Annotated in this window: 19 protein-coding genes and 2 pseudogenes; 13 read left to right on the top strand and 8 right to left on the bottom strand. The window is 72.3% G+C overall.

The genetic code is table 11. The features are described from left to right. Positions 1 to 31: 31 nt before the first annotated feature. Positions 32 to 1,081, top strand: coding sequence for an LLM class F420-dependent oxidoreductase (locus tag OG689_RS08790; RefSeq protein ID WP_266319146.1), 1,050 nt, complete (start codon positions 32 to 34; stop codon positions 1,079 to 1,081). 51 nt (positions 1,082 to 1,132) lie between these two features. Here OG689_RS08790 and corA read toward each other — a convergent pair whose 3' ends face one another. Next, the gene (corA, locus tag OG689_RS08785) at positions 1,133 to 2,122 is read right to left on the bottom strand and encodes a magnesium/cobalt transporter CorA (protein ID WP_266319145.1); all 990 of its coding nucleotides are present in this window, start codon (positions 2,120 to 2,122) and stop codon (positions 1,133 to 1,135) included. 178 nt (positions 2,123 to 2,300) lie between these two features. Between corA and OG689_RS08780 the strand changes: the two genes are divergently transcribed. From OG689_RS08780 to OG689_RS08770, 3 genes are all read left to right on the top strand, one after another. Beyond that, entirely contained in the window at positions 2,301 to 2,999 is a 699-nt protein-coding gene (locus tag OG689_RS08780) for a histidine phosphatase family protein (RefSeq protein WP_266319144.1), read from the top strand. Positions 3,000 to 3,159: 160 nt separating this feature from the next. After that, the gene (locus OG689_RS08775) at positions 3,160 to 3,732 is read left to right on the top strand and encodes a DUF3090 domain-containing protein (protein WP_266319142.1); all 573 of its coding nucleotides are present in this window, start codon (positions 3,160 to 3,162) and stop codon (positions 3,730 to 3,732) included. A gap of 101 nt (positions 3,733 to 3,833) precedes the next feature. Continuing rightward, positions 3,834 to 4,631 carry an SCO1664 family protein gene (locus tag OG689_RS08770; protein WP_266326969.1) on the top strand — a complete coding sequence of 266 codons (798 nt, stop codon included), beginning with the start codon at positions 3,834 to 3,836 and terminating at the stop codon, positions 4,629 to 4,631. 25 nt (positions 4,632 to 4,656) lie between these two features. Here the strand turns inward: OG689_RS08770 and OG689_RS08765 are convergent, their stop codons facing one another. Both OG689_RS08765 and OG689_RS08760 read right to left on the bottom strand, forming a co-directional pair. Then, the gene (locus OG689_RS08765; protein WP_266319140.1) at positions 4,657 to 5,670 is read right to left on the bottom strand and encodes a hypothetical protein; all 1,014 of its coding nucleotides are present in this window, start codon (positions 5,668 to 5,670) and stop codon (positions 4,657 to 4,659) included. Positions 5,671 to 5,694: 24 nt separating this feature from the next. Next, positions 5,695 to 8,379: a hypothetical protein gene (locus OG689_RS08760; RefSeq protein WP_266319138.1), complete on the bottom strand. Its 2,685-nt coding sequence runs from the start codon at positions 8,377 to 8,379 to the stop codon at positions 5,695 to 5,697. A gap of 318 nt (positions 8,380 to 8,697) precedes the next feature. Between OG689_RS08760 and OG689_RS08755 the strand changes: the two genes are divergently transcribed. From OG689_RS08755 to mshC, 3 genes are all read left to right on the top strand, one after another. Further along, entirely contained in the window at positions 8,698 to 9,576 is an 879-nt protein-coding gene (locus OG689_RS08755) for a helix-turn-helix domain-containing protein (protein ID WP_266326967.1), read from the top strand. A gap of 164 nt (positions 9,577 to 9,740) precedes the next feature. Then, a complete protein-coding gene (locus OG689_RS08750) occupies positions 9,741 to 10,667 on the top strand; it encodes a carbohydrate-binding protein (protein WP_266319137.1) in 927 nt (308 codons plus the stop codon). A 206-nt stretch (positions 10,668 to 10,873) separates the two neighbouring features. Then, positions 10,874 to 12,103 carry a cysteine--1-D-myo-inosityl 2-amino-2-deoxy-alpha-D-glucopyranoside ligase gene (gene mshC, locus OG689_RS08745; protein WP_266319135.1) on the top strand — a complete coding sequence of 410 codons (1,230 nt, stop codon included), beginning with the start codon at positions 10,874 to 10,876 and terminating at the stop codon, positions 12,101 to 12,103. Positions 12,104 to 12,194: 91 nt separating this feature from the next. Here the strand turns inward: mshC and OG689_RS08740 are convergent. The 4 genes and pseudogenes from OG689_RS08740 to OG689_RS08725 form a co-directional block, all read right to left on the bottom strand. Next, a pseudogene (locus tag OG689_RS08740) lies at positions 12,195 to 12,635 on the bottom strand (IS30 family transposase); the annotation flags it as partial. Positions 12,636 to 12,708: 73 nt separating this feature from the next. Continuing rightward, the gene (gene ltrA, locus OG689_RS08735) at positions 12,709 to 14,520 is read right to left on the bottom strand and encodes a group II intron reverse transcriptase/maturase (protein WP_323189265.1); all 1,812 of its coding nucleotides are present in this window, start codon (positions 14,518 to 14,520) and stop codon (positions 12,709 to 12,711) included. Positions 14,521 to 15,191: 671 nt separating this feature from the next. Then, a pseudogene (locus tag OG689_RS08730) lies at positions 15,192 to 15,968 on the bottom strand (IS30 family transposase); the annotation flags it as partial. 92 nt (positions 15,969 to 16,060) lie between these two features. After that, positions 16,061 to 17,026 (bottom strand): PAC2 family protein, encoded by a 966-nt coding sequence (locus OG689_RS08725; RefSeq protein ID WP_266319134.1) that lies wholly within the window; start codon positions 17,024 to 17,026, stop codon positions 16,061 to 16,063. Between the two features lie 332 nt (positions 17,027 to 17,358). Between OG689_RS08725 and OG689_RS08720 the strand changes: the two genes are divergently transcribed. The 4 genes from OG689_RS08720 (at position 17,359) to OG689_RS08705 (ending at position 20,278) form a co-directional block, all read left to right on the top strand. Further along, positions 17,359 to 18,372 (top strand): LacI family DNA-binding transcriptional regulator, encoded by a 1,014-nt coding sequence (locus OG689_RS08720; RefSeq protein ID WP_073921603.1) that lies wholly within the window; start codon positions 17,359 to 17,361, stop codon positions 18,370 to 18,372. A gap of 353 nt (positions 18,373 to 18,725) precedes the next feature. Beyond that, positions 18,726 to 19,241, top strand: a complete 516-nt coding sequence (locus OG689_RS08715; protein ID WP_266319132.1) for an SRPBCC family protein — start codon at positions 18,726 to 18,728, stop codon at positions 19,239 to 19,241. A 108-nt stretch (positions 19,242 to 19,349) separates the two neighbouring features. Then, on the top strand, positions 19,350 to 19,712 hold the full coding sequence (locus OG689_RS08710) for a DUF1304 domain-containing protein (protein ID WP_266319130.1): 363 nt from the start codon (positions 19,350 to 19,352) through the stop codon (positions 19,710 to 19,712). Next, the gene (locus OG689_RS08705) at positions 19,709 to 20,278 is read left to right on the top strand and encodes a TetR/AcrR family transcriptional regulator (RefSeq protein ID WP_266319128.1); all 570 of its coding nucleotides are present in this window, start codon (positions 19,709 to 19,711) and stop codon (positions 20,276 to 20,278) included. Before OG689_RS08710 ends, OG689_RS08705 begins: the two co-directional genes overlap by 4 nt. A 54-nt stretch (positions 20,279 to 20,332) precedes the next feature. On the opposite strand, the gene OG689_RS08700 is transcribed toward OG689_RS08705, so the two are convergent. Continuing rightward, the gene (locus tag OG689_RS08700; protein WP_266319127.1) at positions 20,333 to 21,400 is read right to left on the bottom strand and encodes a glycosyl hydrolase family 18 protein; all 1,068 of its coding nucleotides are present in this window, start codon (positions 21,398 to 21,400) and stop codon (positions 20,333 to 20,335) included. Between the two features lie 140 nt (positions 21,401 to 21,540). Here OG689_RS08700 and metH point away from each other — a divergent pair, with 140 nt between their 5' ends. Then, complete coding sequence (metH, locus tag OG689_RS08695; RefSeq protein ID WP_266319125.1) at positions 21,541 to 25,044, top strand: methionine synthase; 3,504 nt, start codon at positions 21,541 to 21,543, stop codon at positions 25,042 to 25,044. Positions 25,045 to 25,237: 193 nt separating this feature from the next. After that, positions 25,238 to 25,942, top strand: coding sequence for an HAD family phosphatase (locus tag OG689_RS08690; protein WP_266319124.1), 705 nt, complete (start codon positions 25,238 to 25,240; stop codon positions 25,940 to 25,942). The last annotated feature ends 617 nt before the right edge of the window (positions 25,943 to 26,559 follow it).

The raw sequence follows: 26,559 nt of genomic DNA, 5'->3' as shown, positions 1-26,559 counted from the left end.
GCGGAACCTCTACGGAAGGCTTGGCACCCACATGCGACTCGGCATCAACCTCGGCTACTGGGGACTCGGCATGGACGCCGACAACATCGCGGTCGCCCAGGAGGCCGACCGCCTGGGCTACTCGGTCTGCTGGGCCGCCGAGGCCTACGGCTCCGACGCCGCGACCGTCCTCAGCTACGTCGCCGCGAAGACCGAGCGGATCGACGTCGGCTCGGCGATCTTCCAGATCCCCGCCCGCACCCCCGCCATGACGGCGATGACCGCCGCCACCCTCGACACCCTCTCGGGCGGCCGCTTCCGCCTCGGCCTGGGCGTCTCCGGCCCGCAGGTCTCCGAGGGCTGGTACGGCGTGAAGTTCGACAAGCCGCTGGCCCGCACCCGGGAGTACGTGGAGATCATCCGCAAGGCGATGTCCCGCGAGCGCCTGGTGCACGAGGGCGCCAGCTGGACGCTGCCGCTGCCCGGCGGACCCGGCAAGCCGCTGAAGCTCACCGTGCACCCCGTCCGCGAGCACATCCCGCTGTACATCGCCGCCATCGGCCCGAAGAACCTGGAGCAGACCGGCGAGATCGCCGACGGCTGGCTCGGCATCTTCTTCGCCCCCGAGCACGCCGCGCTCTCCCTGGAGCCGCTGAAGGCCGGCCGCGCCAAGGTCGGGCAGACCCTGGACGGCTTCGACCTCTGCCCGACCGTGACCATCTCGGTCGGCGAGGACGTCAAGGCCGCGGCGGACAGCCAGCGCTCCTACGCCGCCCTCTACATCGGCGGCATGGGCAGCAAGGACAAGAACTTCTACAACCAGCTGACCCGTCGGATGGGCTACGAGCAGGCCGCCGACGAGATCCAGGAGAAGTACCTCGCCAAGGACTACGCCGGCGCCGCCGCGGCCGTCCCGCACGACCTGATCGACGCCACCTCGCTGCTCGGCGACACCGCCCGGATCGCGGACCGGATGCAGGCCTACGCGGACGCCGGCGTCACCACCCTGACGCTGGCCCCGGCCGGGTTCACCCTGGAGGAGCGCGTCCTGGCGCTGCGCACCGGCGTGCAGGCGCTGGAGCGCGCCGGCCTGGCTGAGTAGGCGCCGCCGCGGGGGTCCCGGACGCGCCGGGGCCCCACGGACGGCAGACCCTCAGAGCCAGCCGCTCCGCTTGAAGACCCGGTGCAGCACCACGCAGGTCACGGTCATCAGCAGCAGCACCCCCGGGTAGCCCCAGCGCTGGTGCAGCTCCGGCATGTGCTCGAAGTTCATCCCGTACACGCCGGCGATCAGGGTCGGCACGGCGGCCAGCGCCGCCCAGGCGGAGATCTTCCGCATGTCGCTGTTCTGCTGCACGCTGACCTGCGCCAGGTTGGCGCTCAGGATGTCGGTGAGCAGCCGGTCCATGCCGTCCACCTGCTCGTTGGCGCGGGACAGGTGGTCCGCGACGTCCCGCAGGTACGGCAGCGCCTCGGCCGTCACGAAGGGCTCGCCGCCCCGGCCCAGGCGCAGCAGCGGCTCCTGCAGCGGGCCGGTGGCCCGCCGCATGGTCACCAGCTGGCGCTTGTAGCCGTAGATCCGCTCCGCCGCGTCGCCGGACGGGCGCCCGGGGGCGAAGACGTCCGCCTCCAGCTCGTCCAGCTCGCCCTCCAGGGCGACCACGACGTCCAGGTAGCCGTCCACCACCGTGTCGCAGACCGAGTGCAGCACGGCGCCCGGGCCGTGCCGCAGGATCTCCGGCTGCTTCTCCAGCTGGGCGCGCAGCTCCCGCAGCGGGCTGTCCGCGCCGTGCCGTACGGTCATCACGAAGGCGTCGCCGACGAAGATCATGATCTCGCCGGTGCTGACCGCCTGGGTGCCGTCCCGGTGGCCGACCGTCTTGAGCGCCATGAAGAGCGAGTCCTGGTAGGCCTCCAGCTTGGGCCGCTGGTGGGCGCTGACGGCGTCCTCGACCGCCAGCGGGTGCAACCCGAACTCCTCGCTGACCAGGTCCAGCTCGGCCGTGGTCGGCTCGTGGAGCCCTATCCAGAGGAAGCTGTCACCGGCCGCCCGGGCGGCCGCCAGGGCGTCGGAGTAGTCCTCCGGCCCCTCGACGCGGTGCCCGTCGCGGTAGGTGGCGCAATCGACGATCATGCGGGACATTGTCGCGCCGAACGGGGCGCGCCGGAATCCGGTCCGCCGAAAGCTCACCGCGTCGTCACAGCACCGGCGCGACGCCGTCCGCCCGCGGCTGGCCCCGGGGCCTGGCCCGGCTGCTGCCCGGGCTGGTGGACCAGCACCCTGTGCCGGGCCGCCGGAGCCAGGCCGTACGCTTGGCCCCATGCCCACCCTGCTGCTCGTCCGCCACGGCCGCTCCACCGCGAACACGGCCGGAATCCTGGCCGGTTGGACCCCCGGTGTGGAACTCGACGACACCGGCCGGGTCCAGGCCGCCGCGCTGGCCGGGCGCCTGACCGGCGTCCCGATCGCGCAGGCCGTCAGCAGCCCGCTGGAGCGCTGCCGGCAGACCCTGGAGCCGCTGCTCGCCGGGCGTCCCGAACTGCCCCGGCCGGCCCTGGACGAGCGCCTCGGGGAGTGCCACTACGGCGAGTGGACCGGCCGCCCGCTGGCCGAGCTGGCCGGCGAACCGCTCTGGCGCACCGTGCAGGACCACGCCGCGGCCGCGGCCTTCCCCGGCGGGGAGTCGCTGCGCGAACTCAGCCACCGGACGGTCACGGCCGTCCGCGAGTGGAACGAGAAGGTCGCCGTCGAGCACGGCGACGACGCGGTCTGGATCGCCTGCTCGCACGGCGACGTCATCAAGGCGGTGATCGCCGACGCGCTGGGCCTGCACCTGGACCACTTCCAGCGGATCAACGTCGAGCCGTGCTCGGTCACCGCGATCCGCTACACCCCGCAGCGCCCGTTCCTGCTGCGGATGGGGGACACCGGTGACCTCTCCTCGCTGGGCCCCCGGCCCGGTCGGGCGGACGCCCCGGCGGGCGACGCCGTGGTCGGCGGCGACACCGGCGCGAGCTGACCCGGCCCGCCGGGCTGCGGCCTCCCGCCCCGGGCCCGGCGCCCAGGCCGTAGGGTGACACTCGGGCCCCGTTCGCACGACGGCCCGGCGGGTACCGCGGCCAGTACCACCCGGTGCCGGTCTCCCGTACGACGACGACAGAACGATCCGGAGCGAGAGCGTGTCCCGTCAGGTCTTCTTCTACGACCAGCCCGAACGGTTCGTGGCCGGTACCGTCGGCCAGCCCGGCGCCCGGGCGTTCTACCTGCAGGCCAGCGCCCGAGGCCGGATCACCAGCGTGCTGCTGGAGAAGACCCAGGTCGCGGCGCTCGCCGAGCGGATCGAGGAGGTCCTCGACGAGGCCCTGCGGCGCGGCGGCGACGCCGACATCCCGGCCCGGGCCCCCGGCGACCTGATCGACACCGCCCCGCTCGACCTCCCGCTGGAGCAGGAGTTCCGGGTCGGCACGATGGCCCTGGCCTGGGACAGTGTCGACTCCTGCCTGGTGGTCGAGGCGCAGGCGGTGGTCGAGGGCGAGGCCGAGGACGAGGAGGACGGCGCCGAGCAGGTCTTCGAGGACGACGAGAACGGCCCCGACATGCTGCGGGTGCGACTCAGCGGCACGATGGCCAGGGCGTTCGCCAAGCGGGCGCTGGACCTGGTCGCCGCCGGCCGCAAGCCCTGCCCGTTCTGCAACCTCCCGCTCGACCCCGAGGGCCACCTGTGCCCCCGCGCGAACGGGTACCGGCGCTGAACGCGGACGCGTCGGCGGACCAGGAGGCAGCTGTGGCCGAGCCCGAGCGCGAGCCGGGGGAGGCGGCCGTCCCCGACGCGGACCCGGTGGCCGGCGCGGCGCTGGCCGCCGACGCCCCGGCCGCCCTGCGGCTGCTGCGCGAGGGCGCGCTCACCCTGCACGGCCGGCTGACCGACGCCTCCAACGCCGCCCTCTACTGCTCGGTGACCCTGGACGGCGTCACCGCCCAGTGCGTCTACAAGCCGGTCGCCGGCGAGCGCCCGCTCTGGGACTTCCCGGACGGCACGCTGGCCGGGCGCGAGGTCGCCGCGTACGAGGTGTCCGCCGCCGCCGGCTGGGCGCTGATCCCGCCCACCCTGCTGCGCGAGGGCCCGCACGGCCCCGGCATGGTCCAGCTCTGGGTCGAGCCGGACCCGGACGCCGCGCCGCTGCTCGCGCTGCAGGATCCGGCGGGCCCGGAGGACGGCTGGCTGCCGATCGTCCGGGCCGACGTCGGCGGGGGCCGCACCGCGCTGCTGGTGCACCCCGACGACGCCCGGCTGCGCCGGCTCGCGGTGCTGGACGCGGTGCTCAACAACGCCGACCGCAAGGGCGGCCATCTGATCCCCGCCGCCGACGGCCGGATCTACGGCATCGACCACGGAGTCACCTTCGCCGTGCCGGGCAAGCTGCGGACCCTGCTCTGGGGCTGGGCCGGCACCCCGCTGCCCCAGGAGGCGCTGGACGTCCTCGGCCGCCTCGCCGCGGACTTCGACGGTGCTCTCGGCGAGCGCCTCGCCCCGCACCTCACCCGGGCCGAGATCACCGCCGCCGGCGACCGGACGGCCGCACTGATCCGCAGCGCGGCGCACCCGCTGCCGTCCGAGGACTGGCCCTCCATTCCCTGGCCGCCGATCTAGGCCGGCTCCGGCGACCGGGCTCCGGTCAACCGCCCGCGAGCGCCGCCAGCTTGAGGAGCGTGCTCCCGCAGCTGCCTGCCCTGCTGGGCGGCGGGAAGGGCGCGGCGGCCTTGATCGGCCGGTGCGGTGCCGTGACGGCTCGCGACAGGGTGGCCACGAAGACGGTGGCCACCTCCCTGGCCGCTCCCTCCATGTTCCGGCAGGTCTGCTCGGCGGCGCCGCCGACGAGCTCCCCGGTGGGCACCCACCTGGTGGTGGCGTACCAGTAGCCGAAGTCGGTCAGTTTATTGGTCAGGGCGGTCACCAGCGCCGTGCTGTTGGTGATCCCGGCCGGTCCGACGGTGGCTCCGACGGCGGTGGCGAAGCCGACGGCGCGTTTGGTCCACCCCGGCGAGGTGGCCGGCAGCAGGTAGGCCTTGAGCGCGTCACCGACCGTGCCGGAGCCGAACACGGGTACGCCGCCCGGGGTCGCCCCGGCCGCCACCAGGTACGCGGCCGCGTCGCCCTCCAGGTTGTCGGTGACGCCGTAGTCCGACGTGGGGTTGTCGAAGACGTGCTGGACGCTCGCGGTGGGGTCCTTGACCCGGCGGCGGGCGAGGTTGGCGGCCCCGCCGCCCAGGTCGCCCAGCCAGGTCACCACCTCCAGGCCGGTACCCCCTTCGGGGAAGACCAGGGTCCGGGTGCGGCCGGCGCGGGTCTCCAGCCCGATGAGCAGGTGGCCCAGGTCGACCGAGCGTGTGCCGTCGCGCAGGCTCTGCGAGTCCTTGAGATCCTTCAGCACACCGGTCTTCCCGAAGGCGGGCCGCGGATCGGCGGGGGAGTGGCCGGTGTAGGTGACGAAACCGGCGTTGCGGATCACCGCGCCCGGCACCGACCTCCGGCTCTCCACCTCGTAGTCCAGGGACCAGGTCGTGCCGTAGAAGACGCCGCGCAGCATCGCCAGCCGCTCCTGGACGTCCGTCCGTCCGGCCTTGGTCAACAGTGCCTCGGCCTTGGCGACCAGGGCCACGGCGGCGGCGAAGGAGCCGGCTTTGGTCATGTTCCCTCCGTAAGGGTTGCGGGGTCAGGCGATGGACGGGAGATCGGAGGTCATCGCGATGTCGGTGCCGGAGGTGGGCGTGTACTCGTTCCACTCGGCGATGAGCGCGCCCTTCTCCCCCGGCTGCAGGACCGCGAACGGCGCCGTGGTGCCCCGGTGGGCGAACTGCACCCGCTCCACGGTGATCTGCGTCTGGCTGGGGATCGCGACGATCCGCACCGACTCCTGGACGTGCCGGTCGTCCTCGGTGTCGAGGACGACCGGAAGCCCGACCACGAACCCGGTGGAGCGTTCGACCGTGAAGGTGACCGGGTTCGGGCTCGGCACGAGGTTCGCGGCGGAGGTCGTGTAGACCGCGTCCTGCAGCCGGGCGGCCGTCCGGCCCGGGTTGGCCGGCGGGATCCCGGGGTAGTTGCGGTCGTCGTACGCCGCGATCTCCTGCGCGATCGACAGGTAGGCCGGGGGGATCTCCGCGCCCGGTGAACCCCCCTCGGCGAAGCGCATCCAGCGCTCCTCCCAGCCCTTGCGCACGGTCAGGACGATCCGGGCGCTTCCCGCGCGCAGGAACGCCTGCCGGTTGGCGTCCGGGTGGCGCAGCTCGCGGACGAAGCGCCAGCTCGGCGGGACGTCCCAGAAGTACGAGTACAGGAACGTGACGACGTTCTCCCACTCGATCGCCTGGTTGATGAAGCGGACCAGCTCCTCGTGCCGGCGCAGCAGCGTCCACCGGTCCTGGTCGAGGCCGGGCGCCGCCCCGTCGAAGCCGATGCCGTGGGCCAGGTCCACGCCGGCGGCCTGGAAGGCGGCGAGTACTTCGTCCGGCATGAAGGCGAAGCCGGGGCCGAGGATGAAGCGCAGCACGCTCTTCATGATCTCGTCGTTCTCCTCGCGCCGGAGGGTTAGCGTGTCGACGCCGGCCAGCTTCTCCTCGATCGCCAGGATCTGCGCGGCGATGTCCTGCTGACGCGCGAAGTACTGGGCCTGCGCGGCGTCGTGAAGGGCGGTCCAGACTTCGGCCCGCCACTGCTCGACGGTCTCCTGGGTCAGCTCGCAGAAGGCGTTGAGTCCCACGAAGACCTGGTCGGAGTGGTGGAAGAAGCAGGTGACCTTCTGGTGGCCGGTGTGTCCGTGCAGGAAGGGCACCGTGGGGGTGGCCATCAGGGTCTGGTCGCGGATGACCAGTGCGCCGGTCAGGTTGTTCCACTCGGGCCGGATCACCGTGCCGATCACGTCGAAGTTCAGCTTGTTGTCGTCGCCGTCCTGCTTGCCGATGTGCGCGTCGAGCACGATCTCGCGGATGCGGGCCGTGCCGGGGACGTCGAATTCCAGATCGAGGAACCACCAGCCCCCGTTCGTCCCCACGTGCGCGCTCGCCGGCACCGGTGCCGGATCGACCGGGTACGTCCGTACCGTCGCCCCGTACCGGTCGGCGAGCCAGCGGTACCTCGGTACGCCGGGGTCACCGGGCCCGGCGGGGTTCCCGTCCGGGCCGACCGGCGCCGTCGTGACGTCGGAGGGCTTGACCGTGAACTCGAACTGTCCCTGCTGGGCGCGCAGCGCCTCCAGCTCGGCGTAGGCGCGGCGCATCGCGGCGCCCGGCTCGGGCACGACGATGTCGTAGGTGAGCCGCAGTCCGTAGCGGTACAGCCGCACCCGCCACTTGCGCATCAGGCTGAAGTAGTCGACCCGTACCGGCTGCGGTGAGGCGTTGCGAAGGATCCGGGTGGACACCTCCGAGGTACCCGTCTCCGTCCTGGTGGAGATGGTGACCTTGTGCTCGCGCCGGGAGCGGGAGGAGGCCCGGGCGGTCGTGGTCCGGGCGTGCTTGATGCTCTCCGTCGCGGACTTGGAACCGGAGTCCTGGGCGGTGAAGCCGCTGGTGCTCGAACCCGAGATGACCGGGATGCCGCCCTGGACCGTCCCGGTGATGTTGAACTGGTTCGAGTGCTGGCTCTGCGAGCCGGTCGACTGCGAGAGGTCGGTGTTGTCGGTCACCCCGGTCTCGCTGACCTCCTCCAGCGAGTCGGTCACGATGGTGGTGAACTCCTTCGAGGTGACCGACCATTCGGTGTGCGTCACGGCGGTCTCCTCGCCGGGCGCCATCGGGATCGTGGCGACCAGCTCGCCGCGTTCGATGCCGTTCGGCACCATCTCGATCCGTTCCAGGTTCAGCAGGCCCACCGGCGGCGTCGCCGCCGTGCCGAGTCCTTTCAGCGCGACCAGCACGGAGTTGAGCGCCCGGGCGGGCAGGTCGGTCCCGGCCGCCGAGGGTCCGTCCTGGGCCTGCCGGAGCAGGTCGGTGCGCACCTCGGCGAGTGCGCCCGCGAACGCCTCCAGCTCGGCCGCGGGGATCGTGGCGACGGTGGCGATGTCCGGTTCCAGCGCCGGCACCAGCGGGTCCTCGAAGGCGGCGAGCACCTCGAAGGTCCTGGCGGAGACGGGGGTTCCGGCCTTCGGCGGGCCGCCCGGAGCGGCCCGCAGGCGGTCCGCGACCCGTTCGCCGTCGCCGTGCGACAGTGCCAGCTGCCGCACGGCGACGTACTTGACCAGGCCGCCGGCGGGCCCGCCGGCAGGCGCCCTGTCGGACCCCCCGGTGCTCTCCGGGGGTGTGACGTCGACCGGGACCAAGGTGCCTTTCAGCACCTCGCGCGCGGAGCCTTCCAGCAGCGGCGGCGCGGACTGGGGAAAGGGCAGGGCGGACTCGGGCACGGGGGCTTCCTTTCAGTACCGAATGGTCCTGACGGGAAAGGTAGGGCACGAACATGTTGCGGGTGGAGGTCCTCCACCCGGCGCATCGGGGGCACTTCGGGCGGCGCCGGTCGCGTGGCTCCGGAGTGCGCCGTACAGGTCCATGGCCGGCGCGGACCGGCCCCCGCACGCCCCCGTGGAGTCGGCCCGACGTGGGCCCGGGGAGGCATCCGCACCCTGGACGGCGCGCCGCGCAGGGCCCAGACTGCACCGGTGGATCGTCCAGGAACCGGCCGGACCGGCGAGCGCGGGGCGGCGGGCCGCCGCCCGCAGGAGGCCGTGCCGCGGCACGACCTGGAGGTGCCCGCCCCGAACGTCCTCCCCTTCGCCATCGGCTCCTTCGACACCATCGGGCCGCTCTCCCGCGCCGCGTTCCCGCACCGGCACTCCTTCTACGAGATGGTGTACGTCACCGGCGGCCGGGGCGCCCACGTGCTGGACCTCGCGCACTGGCCGCTGCGGCCCCCGCACCTGTGCGTGATCACGCCCGGACAGGTGCACCACTGGGACGGCGCCGAGGAGCTCAGCGGCTTCGTCGCGCTGTTCAACGAGGACTTCCTCGACCATCCCGAGGACGCCGCCGTGCTGCGGCTGCTCGCCGGCAGTCCATGGCTGAACCCGGGGGCGGAGGCCGGCGGCCTGGCCGCGCTCTTCGCCGAGCTGGAGCGCGAGTACCGCGCGGCGCTGCCGGGCTGCGCCGGGGTGCTGCGCGCCTATCTGCACATCCTGGTGGTGCGGGCGGGCCGGGCGCTGGCCCCGGGGACTCCGCAGGCGGCGGGCCGGGCGGCCGAGTTGGCGTCCCGGTTCACCCGGCTGATCGCGACCGAGGGTCCGGTGGAGCGGCAGGTGGCCTGGTATGCGAGGGAGTTGGGCGTCTCGGTGGGGCACCTGCACAGCCTGGTCAAGGAGGCGACCGGCCGCACGCCGGGTCAGCTGATCCGGGGAAGGCTGGCTCTGGAGGCCAAACGGCTGCTGCTGAAAACCGATCTGACGGTCCGGCAGATCGCCCGGGAGGCGGGCTTCGCCGACCCGGCGTACTTCTGCCGGTTCTTCCGGCGGGAGACCGGGGTGACGCCGGGGGAGTTCCGGTCCGGCGGTGCAGAAAAGCACCACGATCCCCGGATCGCGTCCATCGCCGCCCCGCCGGCCCGCCCGTAGGTTGGCTGCAGCTCCCCACCGCGGCCCGACCGCGGTGCCGCCGGGCGGCGCCGTGAGGCCCGCCGGGTGCGCCGTACGGCGCGGGCCACCGCCGGGCTCCTTGCCTGACATGCGCATGCCGTAGGCCTGCGACACACCATCCCACCACCCGAAGGAGTCGGTGCATGTCCCCCACAGACGCCCGCGACCCCCGAGACACCGCGACAGGAACCGAGGCCTCCACCCACCCGGGCCCGGCCGACCGCCGGATCAGCCGTAAGACCGTCCTGAAGGCCGCCGTGCTGGCCGGCGCCACCCCGCTGCTGCTCGGCGGCGGCGCCGCCCTCGCCCGGGACCTCGGCCCCGGCGGCGGACCGCTGGACCTCACCCCCGAATGCGACGACGGCGACCACCCGACCATCGAGCAGACCGAGGGCCCCTACTTCAAGCCGAACTCGCCGCTGCGCACCTCCCTGGTGACCGCGGGCACCCCGGGCACGCCGCTGACCGTGAGCGGGTACGTCTTCGGCCGGGCCTGCCTGCCCGTCGCCGGCGCCCTGCTCGACTTCTGGCAGGCCGACGTGAACGGGAACTACGACAACGTCGGGTTCACCTTCCGTGGCCACCAGTTCACCAACGCCCAGGGCGCGTTCAGCCTGACCACCATCGTCCCCGGCCTCTACCCCGGCCGGACCAGGCACATCCATGTGAAGGTCCAGGCGCCGGGCCGGCCGATCCTCACCACCCAGCTGTACTTCCCGGGGGAGCCGCGCAACAGCAGCGACACGATCTACGACCCGGCGCTGCTGATGACCGTGCAGCAGGTCGGCTCGGGCAAGCTCGGCAGCTTCGACTTCGTGCTGGACCTGCCGCAGACGCCGTCCCCCTCGGGCAGCCCGAGCGCCACCCCCACCGTCACCCCCACCAGCGCCTCGCCGCGGCCCACCCAGAGCCCGACCTCCCAGCCGTCCGGCAGCTGGCAGGCCGGCACCACGTACGCGACCGGCGACCGGGTCACCTACGGCGGGGTCGGCTACCGCTGCCTCCAGGGACACACCGCCATGACCGGCTGGGAGCCGCCGAACGTCCCGGCGCTCTGGCAGCGGACCTGACGCCGCCCGGGCGGGCCGGCGCCGCCGGCGGTCCGTCCCGTCCCGCATGACCGCCCGGCGGCGGCCCGCCGGCAGGTGCCCCACAGCCTGCCGGCCGGACCGCCGCCGGGCCCCGGCAGCAGAGGCCGGTCGGTCCGCGAACGGATTCCGGCCGATCTTGCGTACTGGTTAGGCTTTCAAATGATCGCAAGGTTAGAGTCGTTCCCATGCATGCCTGGCCCGCCTCCGAGGTTCCCGCCCTGCCTGGTCAGGGGCTCCCCCTGCGTATCCACGACACCGCCGCGGGCGGTATCCGGGAGGTGGTGCCGCAGGACGGCACCGCCCGGATCTACGTCTGCGGCATCACCCCCTACGACGCGACCCACATCGGCCACGCCGCCACCTACAACACCTTCGACCTGGTGCAGCGCGTCTGGAAGGACGCCGGCCACGACGTCCTCTACGTCCAGAACGTCACCGACGTGGACGACCCGCTGCTGGTCCGCGCCGTCGAGACCGGCATGGACTGGGTGGCCCTCGCCGAGCGCGAGACCGCGCTGTTCCGCGAGGACATGACGGCCCTGCGGATGCTGCCGCCGGCCCACTACATCGGCGCCGTCGAGTCGATCCCGTGGATCGTGCCGCTGGTGAAGAAGCTGCTGGCGAGCGGCGCCGCGTACGACCTGGACGGCGACATCTACTTCTCGGTCGAGTCGGACCCGCGCTTCGGCGAGGTCTCCGGGCTCACCCGGGACGAGATGCGGCCGGTTTTCGCCGAGCGCGGCGGGGACCCGGACCGCCCGGGCAAGAAGCACCCGCTGGACGCCCTGCTCTGGCTGGCCGCCCGGCCCGGTGAGCCCGCCTGGGACACCGAGCTCGGCCACGGCCGGCCCGGCTGGCACATCGAGTGCGTCGCCATCGCCCTCGAGTACCTCGGCATGTCCTTCGACATCCAGGGCGGCGGCAGCGACCTGTCCTTCCCGCACCACGAGATGGGCGCCTCGCACGCCCAGGTCGCCACCGGCGAGCACCCCTACGCCCAGGCGTACGTGCACGCGGGCATGGTCGCCCTGGACGGGCACAAGATGTCCAAGTCCCGCGGCAACCTGGTCTTCGTCTCCACCCTGCGCCGCGAGGGCGTGGACCCGGCGGCGATCCGGCTGGCCCTGCTCGGCCACCACTACCGCTCCGACTGGGAGTGGACCAAGGCCACCCTGGACGAGGCCCTGGAGCGGCTGGCGCGCTGGCGCGCGGCCGTCTCGCGTCCTGACGGCCCGTCGGCCGAGGGCCTGCTCGCCGAGGTGCGGGCGGCGCTGGCCGAGGACCTGGACACGCCCACCGCGCTGGCCGCGGTGGACCGCTGGGCCGAGCGTCAGGAGGCCGACGGCGGCAGCGACATCACCGCCCCCGGACTGGTCTCGCGCACCGTCGACGCCCTGCTCGGCGTCGCGCTGTAGGAAAGGCCGGGTCCGCGGCCCCGGCGACATGCCGAAGGGGCGTCAGGAGAGGGCGGTTTCTAGGGGTCGTTGCAACACGTGGTCGTTTTGATCAGGCCGCGAGCAGTTTATGCAGGCGCTCGGCTGGGGTTTCCCAGCCGAGCGTTTTGCGTGGGCGGCCGTTGAGCTCGGCGGCGACGGCGACCAGGTGCTCAGGGCTGTGGGCGGACAGGTCGGTGCCCTTGGGGAAGTACTGCCGCAGAAGCCCGTTCGTGTTCTCGTTCGAGCCGCGTTGCCAAGGGCTGGCCGGGTCACAGAAGTAGACCGGGACGCCGGTGGCGACGGTGAACGAGCCGTGGGCGGCCATCTCCGAGCCTTGGTCCCAGGTCAGTGACCTGACCAGGTGGCCGGGCAGGGTTCGGACGGTGTCCACGAGCGCGTCGCGGACGTGTTCGGCGGTGCGGCCGTTCGGCAGGTGCAGGAGCACCACATAGCGGGTGGCCCGTTCAACGAGAGTGCCGATCGCGGATCCGCTGTCCTTGCCGATGATCAGTCGGGTAGCCGGGGCCCATTACTGGGACCCCGGCCCCCTCAGAACCGTGCAAGCAGCTTTCACCGCACACGGCTCAAGCAAGCCCCGTGGGCTCGCGGGCAGGCGAAGGTGCGGGACGTGTCGGCTCGGCGGCTCCGTTCCGCCGTTGACACTGGGTGTGGAGGAGACGGATTCGTTGATCGCCCGGCGTGCTCCCGCCCAGGAACGCGACGTACTGCTTGGAGATCGCCTTCCTGATGACGGCCCGCCACGTCTCCCACTCCTGGGGGCTTCGCGGCGGGTGGTCGGCGTGCAGCAGGAGCCCTCCGCAGGCTGGGCAGCGACCGTGCTGGGCCTGAAGCAGGCGCATGGTCATACCGTCCACCGGCAGAGGTGGTCCCTTGCGGCGCCGCTCGGCCCAGTACGGCTCCAGGGCAGGGTCATCCGGAGACGCCCTGCCCTTGACCAACTGGTGCCGGACGATCTTCGTCCAGGAGAACTTGAGTAGGTAGGCGCCGCTGTCGCGGTCGCCGAACACCCACCGGTCCTTCCTGGACTTGTTGAACCGGCCGAAGTACTTGCTGGAGACCCAGTGCTTCGGCTTGTTCGGGTGGCTGTGCTTGGCCCACTTGTAGGCGAGCGTCCACATGTAGTTGTCCAGCGCCGTGAAGACCTCGCTGGACACCACCGTCCGGTAGTAGGCCGACCAGCCCCGCACGATGGGGTTGATCTTCTTGAGCACGGCCGCAGCGTTGGCCCCTCGCAGGGCCAACATCTCGGCGTGCAGCTGTTCCCGGATCCGTCGTTGCGCCGCTGTGCTCGGCTTGATCAGCAGTTTGCCGTGATACCGGCGGACGTTGAACCCCAGGAAGTCGAACCCGCTCTCCGCGTGGACGATGCGTGTCTTGTCCTCGTGGAAGGCGAGTCCTCTGGGCGTCAGCCATGCGGCCAGCCGTTCCTTGACCAGTTCGGCCTGCTCACGGCTGGTGCATATCGCGACAAAGTCGTCTGCGTACCGCACCAGCACGGGGCTTCCGCTCTGCGCACTGCCGGCGTCTCGGCCGGCGGTGAAGTAGCGGACCCCTGCGGCTTCCTCCATCCCGTGCAGGGCCACGTTGAAGAGCAACGGGCTGATCACCCCGCCCTGCGGAGTTCCCTCCTCGGTCGGGGCGAACCGACCTTTGTCCACGACCCCGGCCTTCAGCCACTGCCGGACCAGTCCCCGGGCGGGGAAGGTGCCGAGCGCGGCCATCAGCCGGGCGTGGTCGATACGGTCGAACGCCGCCGTCAGGTCCGCGTCGAGCACCCACACACGCTGCGGGTTCTTCCCGTTGAGCGTGGAGTAGATGGCCCCGATCGCGTCGTGACAGCCGCGGCCGGGCCGGAAGCCGTACGACTTCGGCTCGAACCGCGCTTCCCACTCGGGTTCCAGTGCGCCCAGTGCCACAGCTTGAAGGCACCGGTCGACGATCACGGGAATCCCGAGGCCGCGCTTCTTCGTGGTCCCTGGTTTCGGGATGAACACCCGCTTGACGGGCTGGGGAGTCCAGGGTCGGGCCCGGTGCTGGACCCAGTGGGCCAGCGCGGCCTTCGACTGGGGAAGCAGTACCACCTTCCCGTCGACTCCCGCCGTCGCGCGTCCTGCGTTGATCTCCGTGACCCGCCGCACACTCAAGAGCGTGTTCGAACGGGACCGGAGCATCAGCTTCTGCAAGTTGCGGACCTTCTTCAGGTCCCCTGCCTGCGATGCCGTGAAGATTCTCTGCCGCAGACGCCGTACGTCCTCCTCGGCGCGGCGCCAGTTGACCGACGCCCAGTCCAGGCCTTCGCCCTCAGGTCCGTTCACCGTCGCGGCAGCAGCCGGGACGGTCTGGACCGCTCCGTCCGCATCCGTGTTGGTGTCCAACTTGTCCCTCGGTTCCGTCGTCTTCGTCCAGTGAGTCCGCACAGGCTCACCCGGCCCACGTCAGCACCCTTTCGGGTCCAGGCAGCAGCCTGTATCCGGACGGTTATGCGAGGCGATCGACGGAGAGGCCGATCATGCTGCCCCGGGTTCCCGTTTCCTTTCGGCTTCCGGCATTGGCTTCTTGGGCCATCCTGTTCCCGCTGGGGAGTTGAGCCTTCCTCACGGTCGGCCGACCGAGCCACGCAGGCTCGGACCCCAACGGGGTTTCCACGTTCCACACGAGTGAGATACGACCGGGGTGGGTGCTCTCTTTACCCCGAGGCGGCGGTGTCCACCTGGCCGGAGTGACCTCTACCGGCCAGCGCCTGCCGCTTCTCAGCGGCCAGCCATGCACCCCGCTGGTGCTTTCCATCGGCGGGGCTTGGGATCACGAGGCATCAACGAGAGTTCACTTGCGTTCACCCGTCCGGTCTTCCCCTTGCCGGTAACTTCCGGATGGAACGGAAGTCCTTGGGCTTTCCCCTGAGCTTCGCACCACGCCGTTACCGGCATCGCACGTCAAGGGTGGGGACGGGTCATACGGACACGGACCCGTGACTGCAATTACGGCCTCATCAGCCGCCCCTCCAATCGGTCAGTCCACTCAAACTCGTGCAGCTTCGTGTCGCACGGTCGCCTTCCCAGTGGCCGGGCACGGCCCGGTCCTCGGCCTCGGCGGGACGCTCGCTGATCATGACCATGGGGGTGGCGAACCTGGGCTGGCGGCAGGTGGCCTGGCGGTGCGGCTTGCGCCAGGTGCGTCCCGATCGCAGGGCTTTGGCCAGCTCCCGGCGCAACTCGCCCCGGCCCTGGACGTAGAGGGCCTGGTAGACCGTTTCGTGGACCACGTGCATCTCCGGCCGCTCGGGAAAGGTGTCCCGCAGAGCCTGGCAGATCTGCTCCGGACTCCACTTCCGGTCCAGATGGTCCTGGATGAAGTTCCGCAGCTCGGTGTTCTCGGCGATCTTCCCCGGTTTGGGGCGGGGCCGGCGGCCGTCCGCCCGGGCCTGGGCGGCGTACGGCCGGTATGCCCCGCTCTCCTGGTGGCGGTTGCGGCGGATCTCCCGGCTGACGGTTGACGGGCTGCGGCCCAGCTCGACCGCGATCTCGCGGATCGTAGCCCGCTCCCTGAGCCGGTCGGCGATATGGATGCGGTCACTCTCGCGCAGGTACCGCGAAGCGCCGGGAGGCGCTGCTGCCGCGCGAAGCGGCAGCAGCGCCGTTCTCTGCTTCCCTGTGGGCTTTCGCCCGTTACGCCACTTCTGGCCGGTCCGTTCGTCGATCCCGACGATCCGGCAGGCCTCCCTGTTGCTGTAGCCCTGCTGCATGAGCCGGGAGTATGCCTCTCGCTCCCGACTCAGCTTTCGAGGACCCTGAGGCGTCCTGTCCGCGCGGATCTCGAAGTCCATCGCATCCCCTGCACTGGGATGTTGCAACGACTCCTAGAACCCAAGGAGATCCTGACGCCCCTTCGGCATGGTCCGGCGCCGCGGTGCGCGGCTCATTCCTCGGTGCCCGCCTCGGGCCCGTCCTCGCCGGTCTTGGTGTCGGTGGCACCGGTCTCCGGCTCGGCCGGACGCTCTGCGGTGGCGTGCCCGGCGACCGGCTTCTCGCCGGTCGGGCCGAGGTTCTCCCGGCGGCGCAGGTAGCGCTCGAACTCGCGGGCGATGGCGTCGCCGGACGCCTCCGGGAGCTCGGCGGTGTCCTGGGCCTCCTCCAGCTGCTGGACGTACTCGGCCACCTCGCTGTCCTCGGCGGCGAGCTGGTCCACCCCGAGCTGCCAGGCGCGGGAGTCCTCGCCGAGCTCGCCCGGCGGGATCCGCAGGTCGAGCAGGTCCTCCAGCTTGTTGAGCAGCGCCAGGGTGGCCTTGGGGTTCGGCGGCTGCGCGACGTAGTGCGGCACGGCCGCCCAGAGCGTCACGGCCGGCACCCCGGCGTGGGTGCAGGCCTCCTGGAGCACGCCGACGATCCCGGTCGGGCCCTCGTAGCGGCTCTCCTCCAGGTCGAGGGTGCGGGCCAGGTCGGGGTCGGAGGTGACCCCGCTGACGGGCACCGGACGGCTGTGCGGGGTGTCGCCGAGCAGCGCGCCCAGGATCACCACCAGCTCCACGCCCAGCTCGTGGGCGAAGCCGAGCAGCTCGTTGCAGTACGAGCGCCAGCGCATGCTGGGCTCGATGCCGCGGACGAGCACCAGGTCCCTGGTCTTCGGCTCGGTGACCCGGACGACCGACAGCCGGGTGGTCGGCCAGGTGATCCGGCGGACGCCGCCGTCCAGCCAGACCGTCGGCCGGTTCACCTGGAAGTCGTAGTAGTCCTCCGCGTCCAGGGCGGCGAACACCTTCCCGCTCCAGGTCTCGTCCAGATGCGCCACGGCCGCCGAGGCGGCGTCACCGGCGTCGTTCCAGCCTTCGAAGGCGCACACCATCACCGGGTCGATCAACTCGGGAACATCTTCCAGCTCGATCACCCAGCGTCTCCCTCCGGTCGGTCGGTGGCCGCGCCCGGCCCTCCAGGGCCTGCAAGGGCGCCGATGGCCGGCTGCCGACTGTTGAACCTCTTCCACCCATGGGGCCGCTCGCCCCATGGTCCCTACCTGCCCAGCCTACGGGCTTTGATGCGCGCGGCAGGTGCCCGACGACAGGCGGGTGGGGTCAGTTTGCGCGACCGGCGGGCATCGATCCAACCGATATCCGGCCAGCTCCGCGCCCGGGCGGCCCGGGTTGGCGGGCTGCTCGGGGTCGGGTCGGTGTTTGCAAAATTTCGCAAGGAAATTGCGCTTTTCGTCGTATACTCGCAAGCATGACACGACGACTTGCTCAGGTGGCCCAGAAGGTCGGGGTGAGCGAAGCCACGGTCAGCCGTGTGCTGAACGAGAAGCCCGGCGTCTCGGAGGCGACCAGGGCCGCAGTGCTGACGGCCCTCGACGTGCTCGGCTACGAGCGGCCCACCCAGCTCCGCGGCGAGCGGGCCCGGCTGGTCGGCCTGGTGCTCCCCGAGCTGCAGAACCCGATCTTCCCGGCCTTCGCCGAGGTGGTCGGCGGGGCGCTGGCGGGCCAGGGCTTCACCCCGGTGCTCTGCACCCAGACGGCCGGCGGTGTCTCCGAGGCCGACTACGTCGACCTGCTGCTGGAGCAGCACGTCTCCGGCGTCGTCTTCTTCGGCGGCCTCTACGCCCAGCAGGACGCCCCGCACGAGCACTACGACCGGCTCGCCGAGCGCAGCCTGCCCACCGTGCTGCTGAACGCGGCGATCGACGACCTGGACTTCCCCCGGGTCTCCTGCGACGACGCGGTGGCGGTCGAGCAGGCCATCGGCCACCTCAAGCAGCTCGGCCACCGGCGGATCGGCATGGTGCTCGGCCCGGCCGACCACATGCCGTCCCGGCGCAAGCTGGCCGCCGCCCGGGCCGCCGCCGAGCGGGCCGGCCTGGAGCTGCCGGACGAATTGGTCGAGCGCGCGCTGTTCAGCCTGGAGGGCGGCCAGGCCGCGACCACCCGGCTGCTGCGCCAGGACGTCACCGGCATCGTCTGCGCGAGCGACCCGCTGGCGCTCGGCGCGGTCCGCGCGGTGCGCCGGGCCGGCCTCTCGGTGCCGGACGACGTGTCGGTGATCGGCTACGACGACTCCGCGTTCATGACCTGCACCGACCCGCCGCTGACCACCGTGCGCCAGCCGATCGAGGCGATGGGGCGGGCCGCCGTCGAGCTGCTGGCGGGGGAGATCGCGGGCGTCAAGGTCACCCATGACGAGCTGCTCTTCGAGCCCGAGCTGGTGGTGCGCGGCTCCACGGCGCCGGCCCGGGTCAGGGTCTGAGCCACACCGCGGCCGGCTCGCGTGGCGGACGGCAGGTGCGCAGGCGGTCGGTGATCGGGCGGTCGGTGATCGGGCGGTCGGTGATCGGGCGGTGCGTGATCAGGTGGTCCGTGATCGGGCGGTGCCTGGTCGGGCGGTGAAGGAGGGCGGGTGCCGAGGCGCCCGCCCTCCTTCGCGTGTGCGGAATCAGGCGCCCGGCCATCGGCGGGTTGCGCGTTCCGGTGGTGATCATGCGGGGTCCTGCCGGCCCGGCTCCTGCTCCTGCGGCACCCGGGCCCGGTCCGTGCCCCCGCGGCCGGGCGCGGCGCGATGATGGAGGCAGGGGGGTGGACGGCAGACGAGGAGCCGGGCCGATGAGAAGGCCGCTGATCGCCCTTGCCGCGGTGGTCGTGACCGGTGCGACGGTGTTCGCGCTCGGCCGCTGCCTGCCGCTGAAGCACACGGCCCGCAGGTCGCTGGAGGTGCACCGGCCGCCCGAGGCGGTCTGGGACGCCCTCACCGACATCGACGGCTACCCCCGCTGGCGGCCCGGCCTGACCCGGGTCGAGCGGCTCGCCGACGAGCGGGGCCGGATCCGCTGGCGCGAGTACGAGGGCCACGGCGACGTCGCCTACGAGCTGGTGGACGCCACCCCGCCGCTGCGGCTGGTCACCGCGATCGCCGATCCCCGCCTGCCGTTCGGCGGCAGCTGGACGTACGAGCTCACGCCCTGGCCGGGCGGCTGTACCGTGACCATCGTCGAGCGCGGCGAGATCCGCAGCCCCCTCTTCCGCGTCGTCGCGCGCTTCGTGACCGGCTACACGGCCCAGTTGGAGCGCTACCTCACCGCGCTGGCGGCGCACCTGGGGGAGGGTGCGCCGGGGGAGTGACCCGGAACACCCGCCGGCCGATGGTGTTCATGGACACCTGTCCATAAACTATGGACAGGTGTCCATCAGGGCGCCCTGAAGCTGTTCCCGAAAAGGCGGTGAGTGGTCGTGCAGACCCTCGCGAACGTGCTGGTCGGCCTGGTGGCCGCGCTCCATGGCTGGATCCTGGTACTGGAGATGTTCCTCTGGGAGCGTCGGCCCGGCCGCGAACTCTCCGGCTTCGACACCGACATGGCCCGGGCCACCGCGCCGCTCGCCGCCAACCAGGGCCTCTACAACGGCTTCCTCGCGGCCGGCCTGGTCTGGGGCCTGATCGCCGCCGACCCCACCGGATACCGTGTGCAGGTGTTCTTCCTGAGCTGCGTCGTCGTCGCGGGCCTCTACGGCGCCGCCACCGCCAACCGGCGGATCCTCTTCGCCCAGGCCCTGCCCGGCGCGGTCGCGCTGACGGCCGTCCTGGTCGCCGGATGACGGAGCCCCGCCCGCCGGCCGACCCGCGTGCGACCCGCACCCGGGAGAGACTGCGCCAGGCCCTGCTCGCCGAGTGCGCGGAGCGCCCGCTCGCCGAGGTCAGTGTCTCCGCCGTGGTCCGCCGGGCGGGGCTCGGCCGGGCCACCTACTACCTCCACTACGAGGACCTCCAGGCCCTCGCGGTGGACGCCTGCGCCGAGGTCGTCCGGCAGGCGGTGGACGCCCTGCACGCCTGGCGCGGCCTGCCGGACCCGGCCGCGCCGCCGCCCGCCCTCGCCGCCTTCTTCGCCGACGCGGCCCGCCACGCGGCCCTCTACCGCAGCCTGCTGCTGCCCGGCGGCAGCGGCCCGCTGGGCGAACTGCTCCACCAGGAGCTCCGGGAGCGCAGCCGCAGCGAACGCGAGCTGGCCGGCGCCCCGCAAGCCGGGCTGGTCGCCTCGGCCGTCGCCGCCGCCTTCACCGGCGTGCTCGCCGACTGGCTGCACGGGAGCGTCGAGGGGGCGCCGGAGGCCGTCGCCGGCGAGGTCTGGCGGCTGCTGATCGCCCTGCACCGCGCGGTGCGCTGAGCCGTTCGGGCCGGCCCACCGCCATGCGGCGGGCCGGTCCGGGGCGCGGTTCGCTCAGTCGGCCCAGCCGCGCCGGTACGCCGACCAGTGCTCGGGGGTGGCTGCGAAGTCCACGTACAGCGCCACGCCGAAGGCCTGCCGGTCGGGCGCCTCCCGCCCGAGGCCGAGCCGGACGCCGCGTACGGCACCCGCCACCGTCTCCGCCGAGCCGTAGTGGCCCGGCTTGTCCTCCCAGAAGAACGGCAGGCCCATCAGCAGGTCCACCTGCGGCGGGGTGACCTCCAGGGCCAGCACGGTCTGCTGGGCCACGTACCCGCCGTACAGCGACTCCACCGGCAGGCCGGTGTCGTAGGACATCACGGCGATCTGGTCGACCCGGCGGGCGGTCTCGGCGAAGTACGCCTGCGACCACCACTTGCCGTGACCGGTCAGGCCGGTGCTCACCACGTGCAGGCCGGGCAGCGGGTCGATCTGCGGCGCGGCCACCGACAGTGCCGCGCCGCGCGCCGCCGTGACGGCCCGCACCTGGTCGAGCAGGGCCAGCCAGCCGGCCGAGTCGGGGCGGATCGGCTCCATGTCGAAGTGGACGCCGTCGAAGCCGGCGTCCAGCACCTGGCGCGCCGAGGCGGTGACCCGGTCCCGGGAGGGGGCGTCCTCCAGGTCGAGCCCGGCCTTCTCCGGCTTCACCACGTCGCCCAGCCAGGACTGCACCCGTACCCCCGGCAGCGACCGGTGCACGGCCTCGACCAACCAGGCGGCCCGGGGGTACAGCGCGGCCGGCAGGCTGCCGTCGTGCTCCAGCGGACCGGTGTGCACGTAGAGGTCGCGGATGCCGGTGCCGGCCAGCTGTCGACCCAGCGCGGCCACGTCGGCGTCACTCTTCCGGCCGTCCACCCAGGCATGTCCCAGCCAGACCGCGTCCCGGCCCCGGGTACGGGCCTCGTCGGCGGGCTCACCCACGTACTGCAGCCGCAGCGCCAGGGCCGCCGAGCCCACCGGGAGCACCGGCACGGCCAGCGCCACCAGCGCGCAGAGCAGGATCCGGCGTCCTCGTGACAGCCGCCGCCAGCGGTTCCGCGCGGCCCCCGCCGCGTGTCGCAGGCGTACGCCGAACGACTTCATTTCTGTTCCCCCGTCTTGATCGAACGCTCAGGATACGAAACGGTCGCCGGTCCGAAGGCCCGGACGGATACCCTGGCCAGGTGCCTCCCCGACCGCGGGGAGCGCAAAGCCGACAGCCGTCGCACCCAGGGAGAAGCCCCATGGCCACTGCAGCCACCCCGTCCACCGTCCAGCAGGAGCGCGCGAGCGCTCTGCGTGAAGCCCTCGCCACCCGGGTCGTGGTGGCGGACGGCGCGATGGGCACCATGCTCCAGGCACAGGACCCGACGCTGGAGGACTTCCAGGACCTGGAGGGCTGCAACGAAGTCCTCAACATCACCCGCCCCGACATCGTGCGCTCCGTCCACGAGGCGTACTTCGCGGTGGGCGTGGACTGCGTGGAGACCAACACGTTCGGCGCCAACCTCTCCGCCCTCGGCGAGTACGACATTCCCGAGCGGATCTTCGAGCTGTCCGAGGCCGGTGCCCGGATCGCCCGTGAGGTGGCCGACTCCTACCAGGACGGACGCACCCGGTGGGTGCTCGGTTCGATCGGTCCGGGCACCAAGTTGCCCACCCTCGGCCACATCCCCTACGCGACCGTGCGCGACGGCTTCCGGCTGAACGCGGCCGGCCTGATCGCGGGCGGCGCCGACGCGCTCCTGGTCGAGACCAGCCAGGACCTGCTGCAGACCAAGGCCGCGATCCTGGGCAGCAAGCAGGCACTGGCCGACGCCGGTCTGGACCTGCCGCTGATCGTGCAGGTCACGGTGGAGACCACCGGCACCATGCTGCTCGGCTCGGAGATCGGCGCCGCGCTGACCGCGCTGGAGCCGCTGGGCGTCGACTACATCGGCCTGAACTGCGCCACCGGCCCCGCCGAGATGAGCGAGCACCTGCGCTACCTGGCGAAGAACGCCCGGATCGGCCTGTCCTGCATGCCGAACGCCGGCCTGCCGGTGCTGGGCAAGGACGGCGCGCACTACCCGCTGTCCCCGGCCGAGCTGGCCGACGCGCACGACACCTTCACCCGCGAGTACGGCCTCTCGCTGGTCGGCGGCTGCTGCGGCACCACCCCCGAGCACCTGCGCCAGGTGGTCGAGCGGGTGCGCGGACGCGAGATCACCCCGCGCGACCCGCAGCCCGAGCCGTCCGCCTCCTCGCTCTACCAGTCGGTGCCGTTCCGCCAGGACACCTCCTACCTGGCGATCGGCGAGCGGACCAACGCCAACGGCTCCAAGAAGTTCCGCGACTCGATGCTGGCCGGCGACTGGCAGGCCTGCGTGGAGATCGCCCGCGAGCAGATCCGGGACGGCTCCCACCTGCTGGACCTCTGCGTCGACTACGTCGGCCGCGACGGTGTCGCCGACATGAAGGAGATCGCCGGCCGGCTGGCGACCGCCTCCACCCTGCCGATCGTGCTGGACTCCACCGAGACGGACGTGCTCCGGGCCGGCCTCGAGATGCTCGGCGGCCGCGCCCTGCTGAACTCGGTGAACTACGAGGACGGCGACGGCCCGGACACCCGCTTCGGCAAGGTCGCCGCGCTGGCCCGCGAGCACGGCGCCGGCCTGGTCGCGCTGACCATCGACGAGGAGGGCCAGGCCCGCACCGCCGAGAAGAAGGTCGCGATCGCCGAGCGGCTGATCGAGCAGCTGGGTCGCGAGTACGGCGTCGCGGAGCACGACATCCTGGTCGACTGCCTGGCCTTCACCCTGGGCACCGGGCAGGAGGAGTCCCGCCGGGACGGCATCGAGACCATCGAGGCGATCCGGGAGCTGAAGCGCCGGCACCCGGCCGTGCAGACCACGCTCGGCCTGTCCAACATCTCCTTCGGCCTCTCCCCGGCCGCCCGGCAGGTGATCAACTCGGTCTTCCTGCACGAGTGCGTCGAGGCCGGCCTGGACTCGGCGATCGTGCACGCCTCCAAGATCCTGCCGATGGCGCGGATCCCCGAGGAGCGGCGCAAGGTCGCGCTCGACCTGGTCTACGACCGGCGGTCCGAGGGCTACGACCCGCTGCAGCGGCTGCTGGAGCTGTTCGAGGGCGTCTCGGCGGCGTCCAGTGCCGCCTCCAAGGCCGAGGAGCTGGCGGCGCTGCCGCTGGAGGAGCGGCTGCAGCGCCGGATCATCGACGGCGAGCGCAAGGGCCTGGAGGCGGACCTCGACGAGGCGCTGGCCGAGCGCCCGGCCCTGGAGATCGTCAACAGCACCCTGCTGGCCGGCATGAAGGTGGTCGGCGAGCTGTTCGGCTCCGGCCAGATGCAGCTGCCGTTCGTGCTCCAGTCCGCGGAGGTCATGAAGACCGCCGTCGCCCACCTGGAGCCGCACATGGAGAAGTCCGACGACGAGGGCAAGGGCACCATCGTGCTGGCCACCGTCAAGGGCGACGTCCACGACATCGGCAAGAACCTGGTCGACATCATCCTGTCGAACAACGGCTACACCGTCGTGAACCTGGGCATCAAGCAGCCCGTCTCGGCGATCCTGGACGCCGCCCAGGAGCACCGGGCCGACGTGATCGGGATGTCCGGCCTGCTGGTGAAGTCCACCGTGATCATGAAGGAGAACCTCCAGGAGCTGAACCAGCGCAAGCTGGCGGCGGACTTCCCGGTGATCCTCGGCGGCGCCGCCCTGACCCGGGCCTACGTCGAGCAGGACCTGCACGAGATCTACGAGGGCGAGGTCCGCTACGCCCGGGACGCGTTCGAGGGCCTGCGGCTGATGGACGCGCTGATCGCGGTCAAGCGCGGCGTGCCCGGTGCGACCCTGCCGGAGCTGAAGCAGCGCCGGCACGCCCGGGTCGAGATCGTGGAGGAGCCCGAGGAGAACCTGGGCCAGATCCGCTCCGACGTCGCGATCGACAACCGGGTGCCCGAGCCGCCGTTCTGGGGCGACCGGATCGTCAAGGGCATCCCGTTCGCGGACTACGCCTCCTGGCTGGACGAGGACGCGCTGTTCAAGGGCCAGTGGGGCCTGAAGGCGGCGCGCACGGGCGAGGGCCCCTCGTACGAGGAGCTGGTGGAGACCGAGGGCCGGCCGCGGCTGCGGATGTGGCTGGACCGGCTGCAGACCGAGGGCTGGCTGGAGGCGGCCGTGGTCTACGGCTACTACCCGGCCGCGTCCAAGGGCGACGACCTGCTGGTCTACAACGAGGACGGCAGCGAGCACACCCGGTTCACCTTCCCGCGCCAGCGGCGCGGGCGCCGGCTCTGCCTGGCGGACTTCTTCCGCCCGGAGGAGTCCGGCGAGAAGGACGTGCTCGGCCTGCAGGTGGTCACCATGGGCAACCGGATCTCCGAGGCCGCCAACGAGCTGTTCAAGGCCGACGCCTACCGCGACTACCTGGAGCTGCACGGCCTGTCGGTGCAGCTGGCCGAGGCGCTGGCCGAGTTCTGGCACGCCCGGGTCCGCTTCGAGCTGGGCTTCTCCGGCGAGGACCCGCAGGACGTCAAGGACATGTTCGCGCTGAAGTACCGCGGCGCGCGGTTCTCCCTCGGCTACGGGGCCTGCCCGGAGCTGGAGGACCGTGCCAAGATCGCCGAGTTGCTGAAGCCGGAGCGGATCGGCGTGGTGCTGTCCGAGGAGTTCCAGCTCCACCCGGAGCAGTCCACGGACGCGATCGTCATCCACCACCCGGAGGCGAAGTACTTCAACGCGCGCTGATCCCGGGAGCCGGGCGCCGGCCGCCGCGGCCCTTCGACGCGCGGTAACCCGGATGTCGCACAGCGTTCGCCGCATTTCGGCGCGGGCGGCGTATCCTGGATCATCCTGAACGGGCCGGTCCGCTCACCAGCGGGCCGGCCTGTGCCATCCCCGGAGGCAGATCCGGGTGTGCGCGAACGGAAGGACTCCGCCCATGACGACCATCTCCACCGCCGCCCGCGCCCTCGACCACGGCAACGGGCAAGGCCTCCAGGCGGTGCTGCTGGACATGGACGGGACGCTGGTCGACACCGAGGACTTCTGGTGGCAGGCGGAGGTCTCGCTCTTCGCCGAACTGGGCTACGTGCTGGACGAGAACGACCGGGCGCACGTGGTCGGCGGCCCGATGAGCCGGGTGATCGACTACCTGCTCTCCAGCACCGGCGTCGACCTCGCGCCGGCCGACCTCACCACGTTGATCAACCAGCGGTTCGTGGACCTGCTGGGCGGTGGGGTGCCGTTGATGCCGGGCGCCGAGCGGCTGCTCAACACGCTGGCCGCGCACGGCGTCCCGGCGGCCCTGGTGTCGGCCTCGCACCGGCACATCATCGACATCGTGCTGGCCACCCTCGGTGCCCACCACTTCGCCTTCTCGCTCGCGGGGGACGAGGTGCCGCGCACCAAGCCGCACCCGGACCCGTACCTGGAGGCGGTCCGCCGGTTCGGCGCGGAGCCGGCCCGCTGCGTGGTGGTGGAGGACGCCCCGACCGGGGTGCGGTCCGCCGAGGCGGCCGGCTGCCCGGTGATCGCGGTGCCGTCGGTGGCGGTCATCGAGCCGGCTCCCGGCCGGCTGGTGCTGCCCTCCCTGGAGCACGTCGACCTGGAGCTGCTGCGCTCGCTGGTGGCCTCGCGGGTCTGACGGCGAGAAGTGGCGGGGCGGGCGGGCGCGACCTCCTCGGCGTGGTGGCCGCCTGACGGTGCGCCGGTCGGAGCGGCCGGGCGGTGCGCCGGCCGCCCCGGTGGAACTGCCGGCGGGGGCGGTGGGGCGCTGCCCGTTCGGACCTGGCCGGACCTGCCACGCGCCGGGCCGGCCGGCCGTCGACGGTGCGACCGTGCCGGTACGACCGTTGGGGCGCGACTGTCCCGATCTGACGGTTTCAGTGTGATTGTCGTCTCATTGTCAACTCCTGGTACCGGCCGGTAACTCGTGCCGGCCGGTAGGACGCGGTCGCCATCCGGGGAGAAAACGGGCATTGCCTGACAACTCGTCGGTTCGGATGCGGCCACCGGGCGAATGGGAGTTCGATCAGGCCCTGCACGGGTGGGGGCGATCCCCGGCCGATGTGGCACGCTACTTCCGATCGATTCCCCTCAGCGGTCGCCCCCAGCCGGACAACCATCCCGGCCGGCCGACCGCTGTCGCCCCACACCCTCATGTCGCGCGCCACCACCGAAGACGGGCAACCCCGTCGGGCCTGTGGGTGCGCGGCACCCGGCCGCACCGGCGCACTCCCGATCGGGAGCGGCAGCGCGGAG

Origin of the sequence: Kitasatospora sp. NBC_00240 (assembly GCF_026342405.1) — a bacterium.
Classification (GTDB): Bacteria; Actinomycetota; Actinomycetes; order Streptomycetales; family Streptomycetaceae; genus Kitasatospora.
The sequence above is the reverse complement of the archived record's forward strand: the minus strand, read 5'-3'. Positions and strand labels throughout refer to the sequence as shown.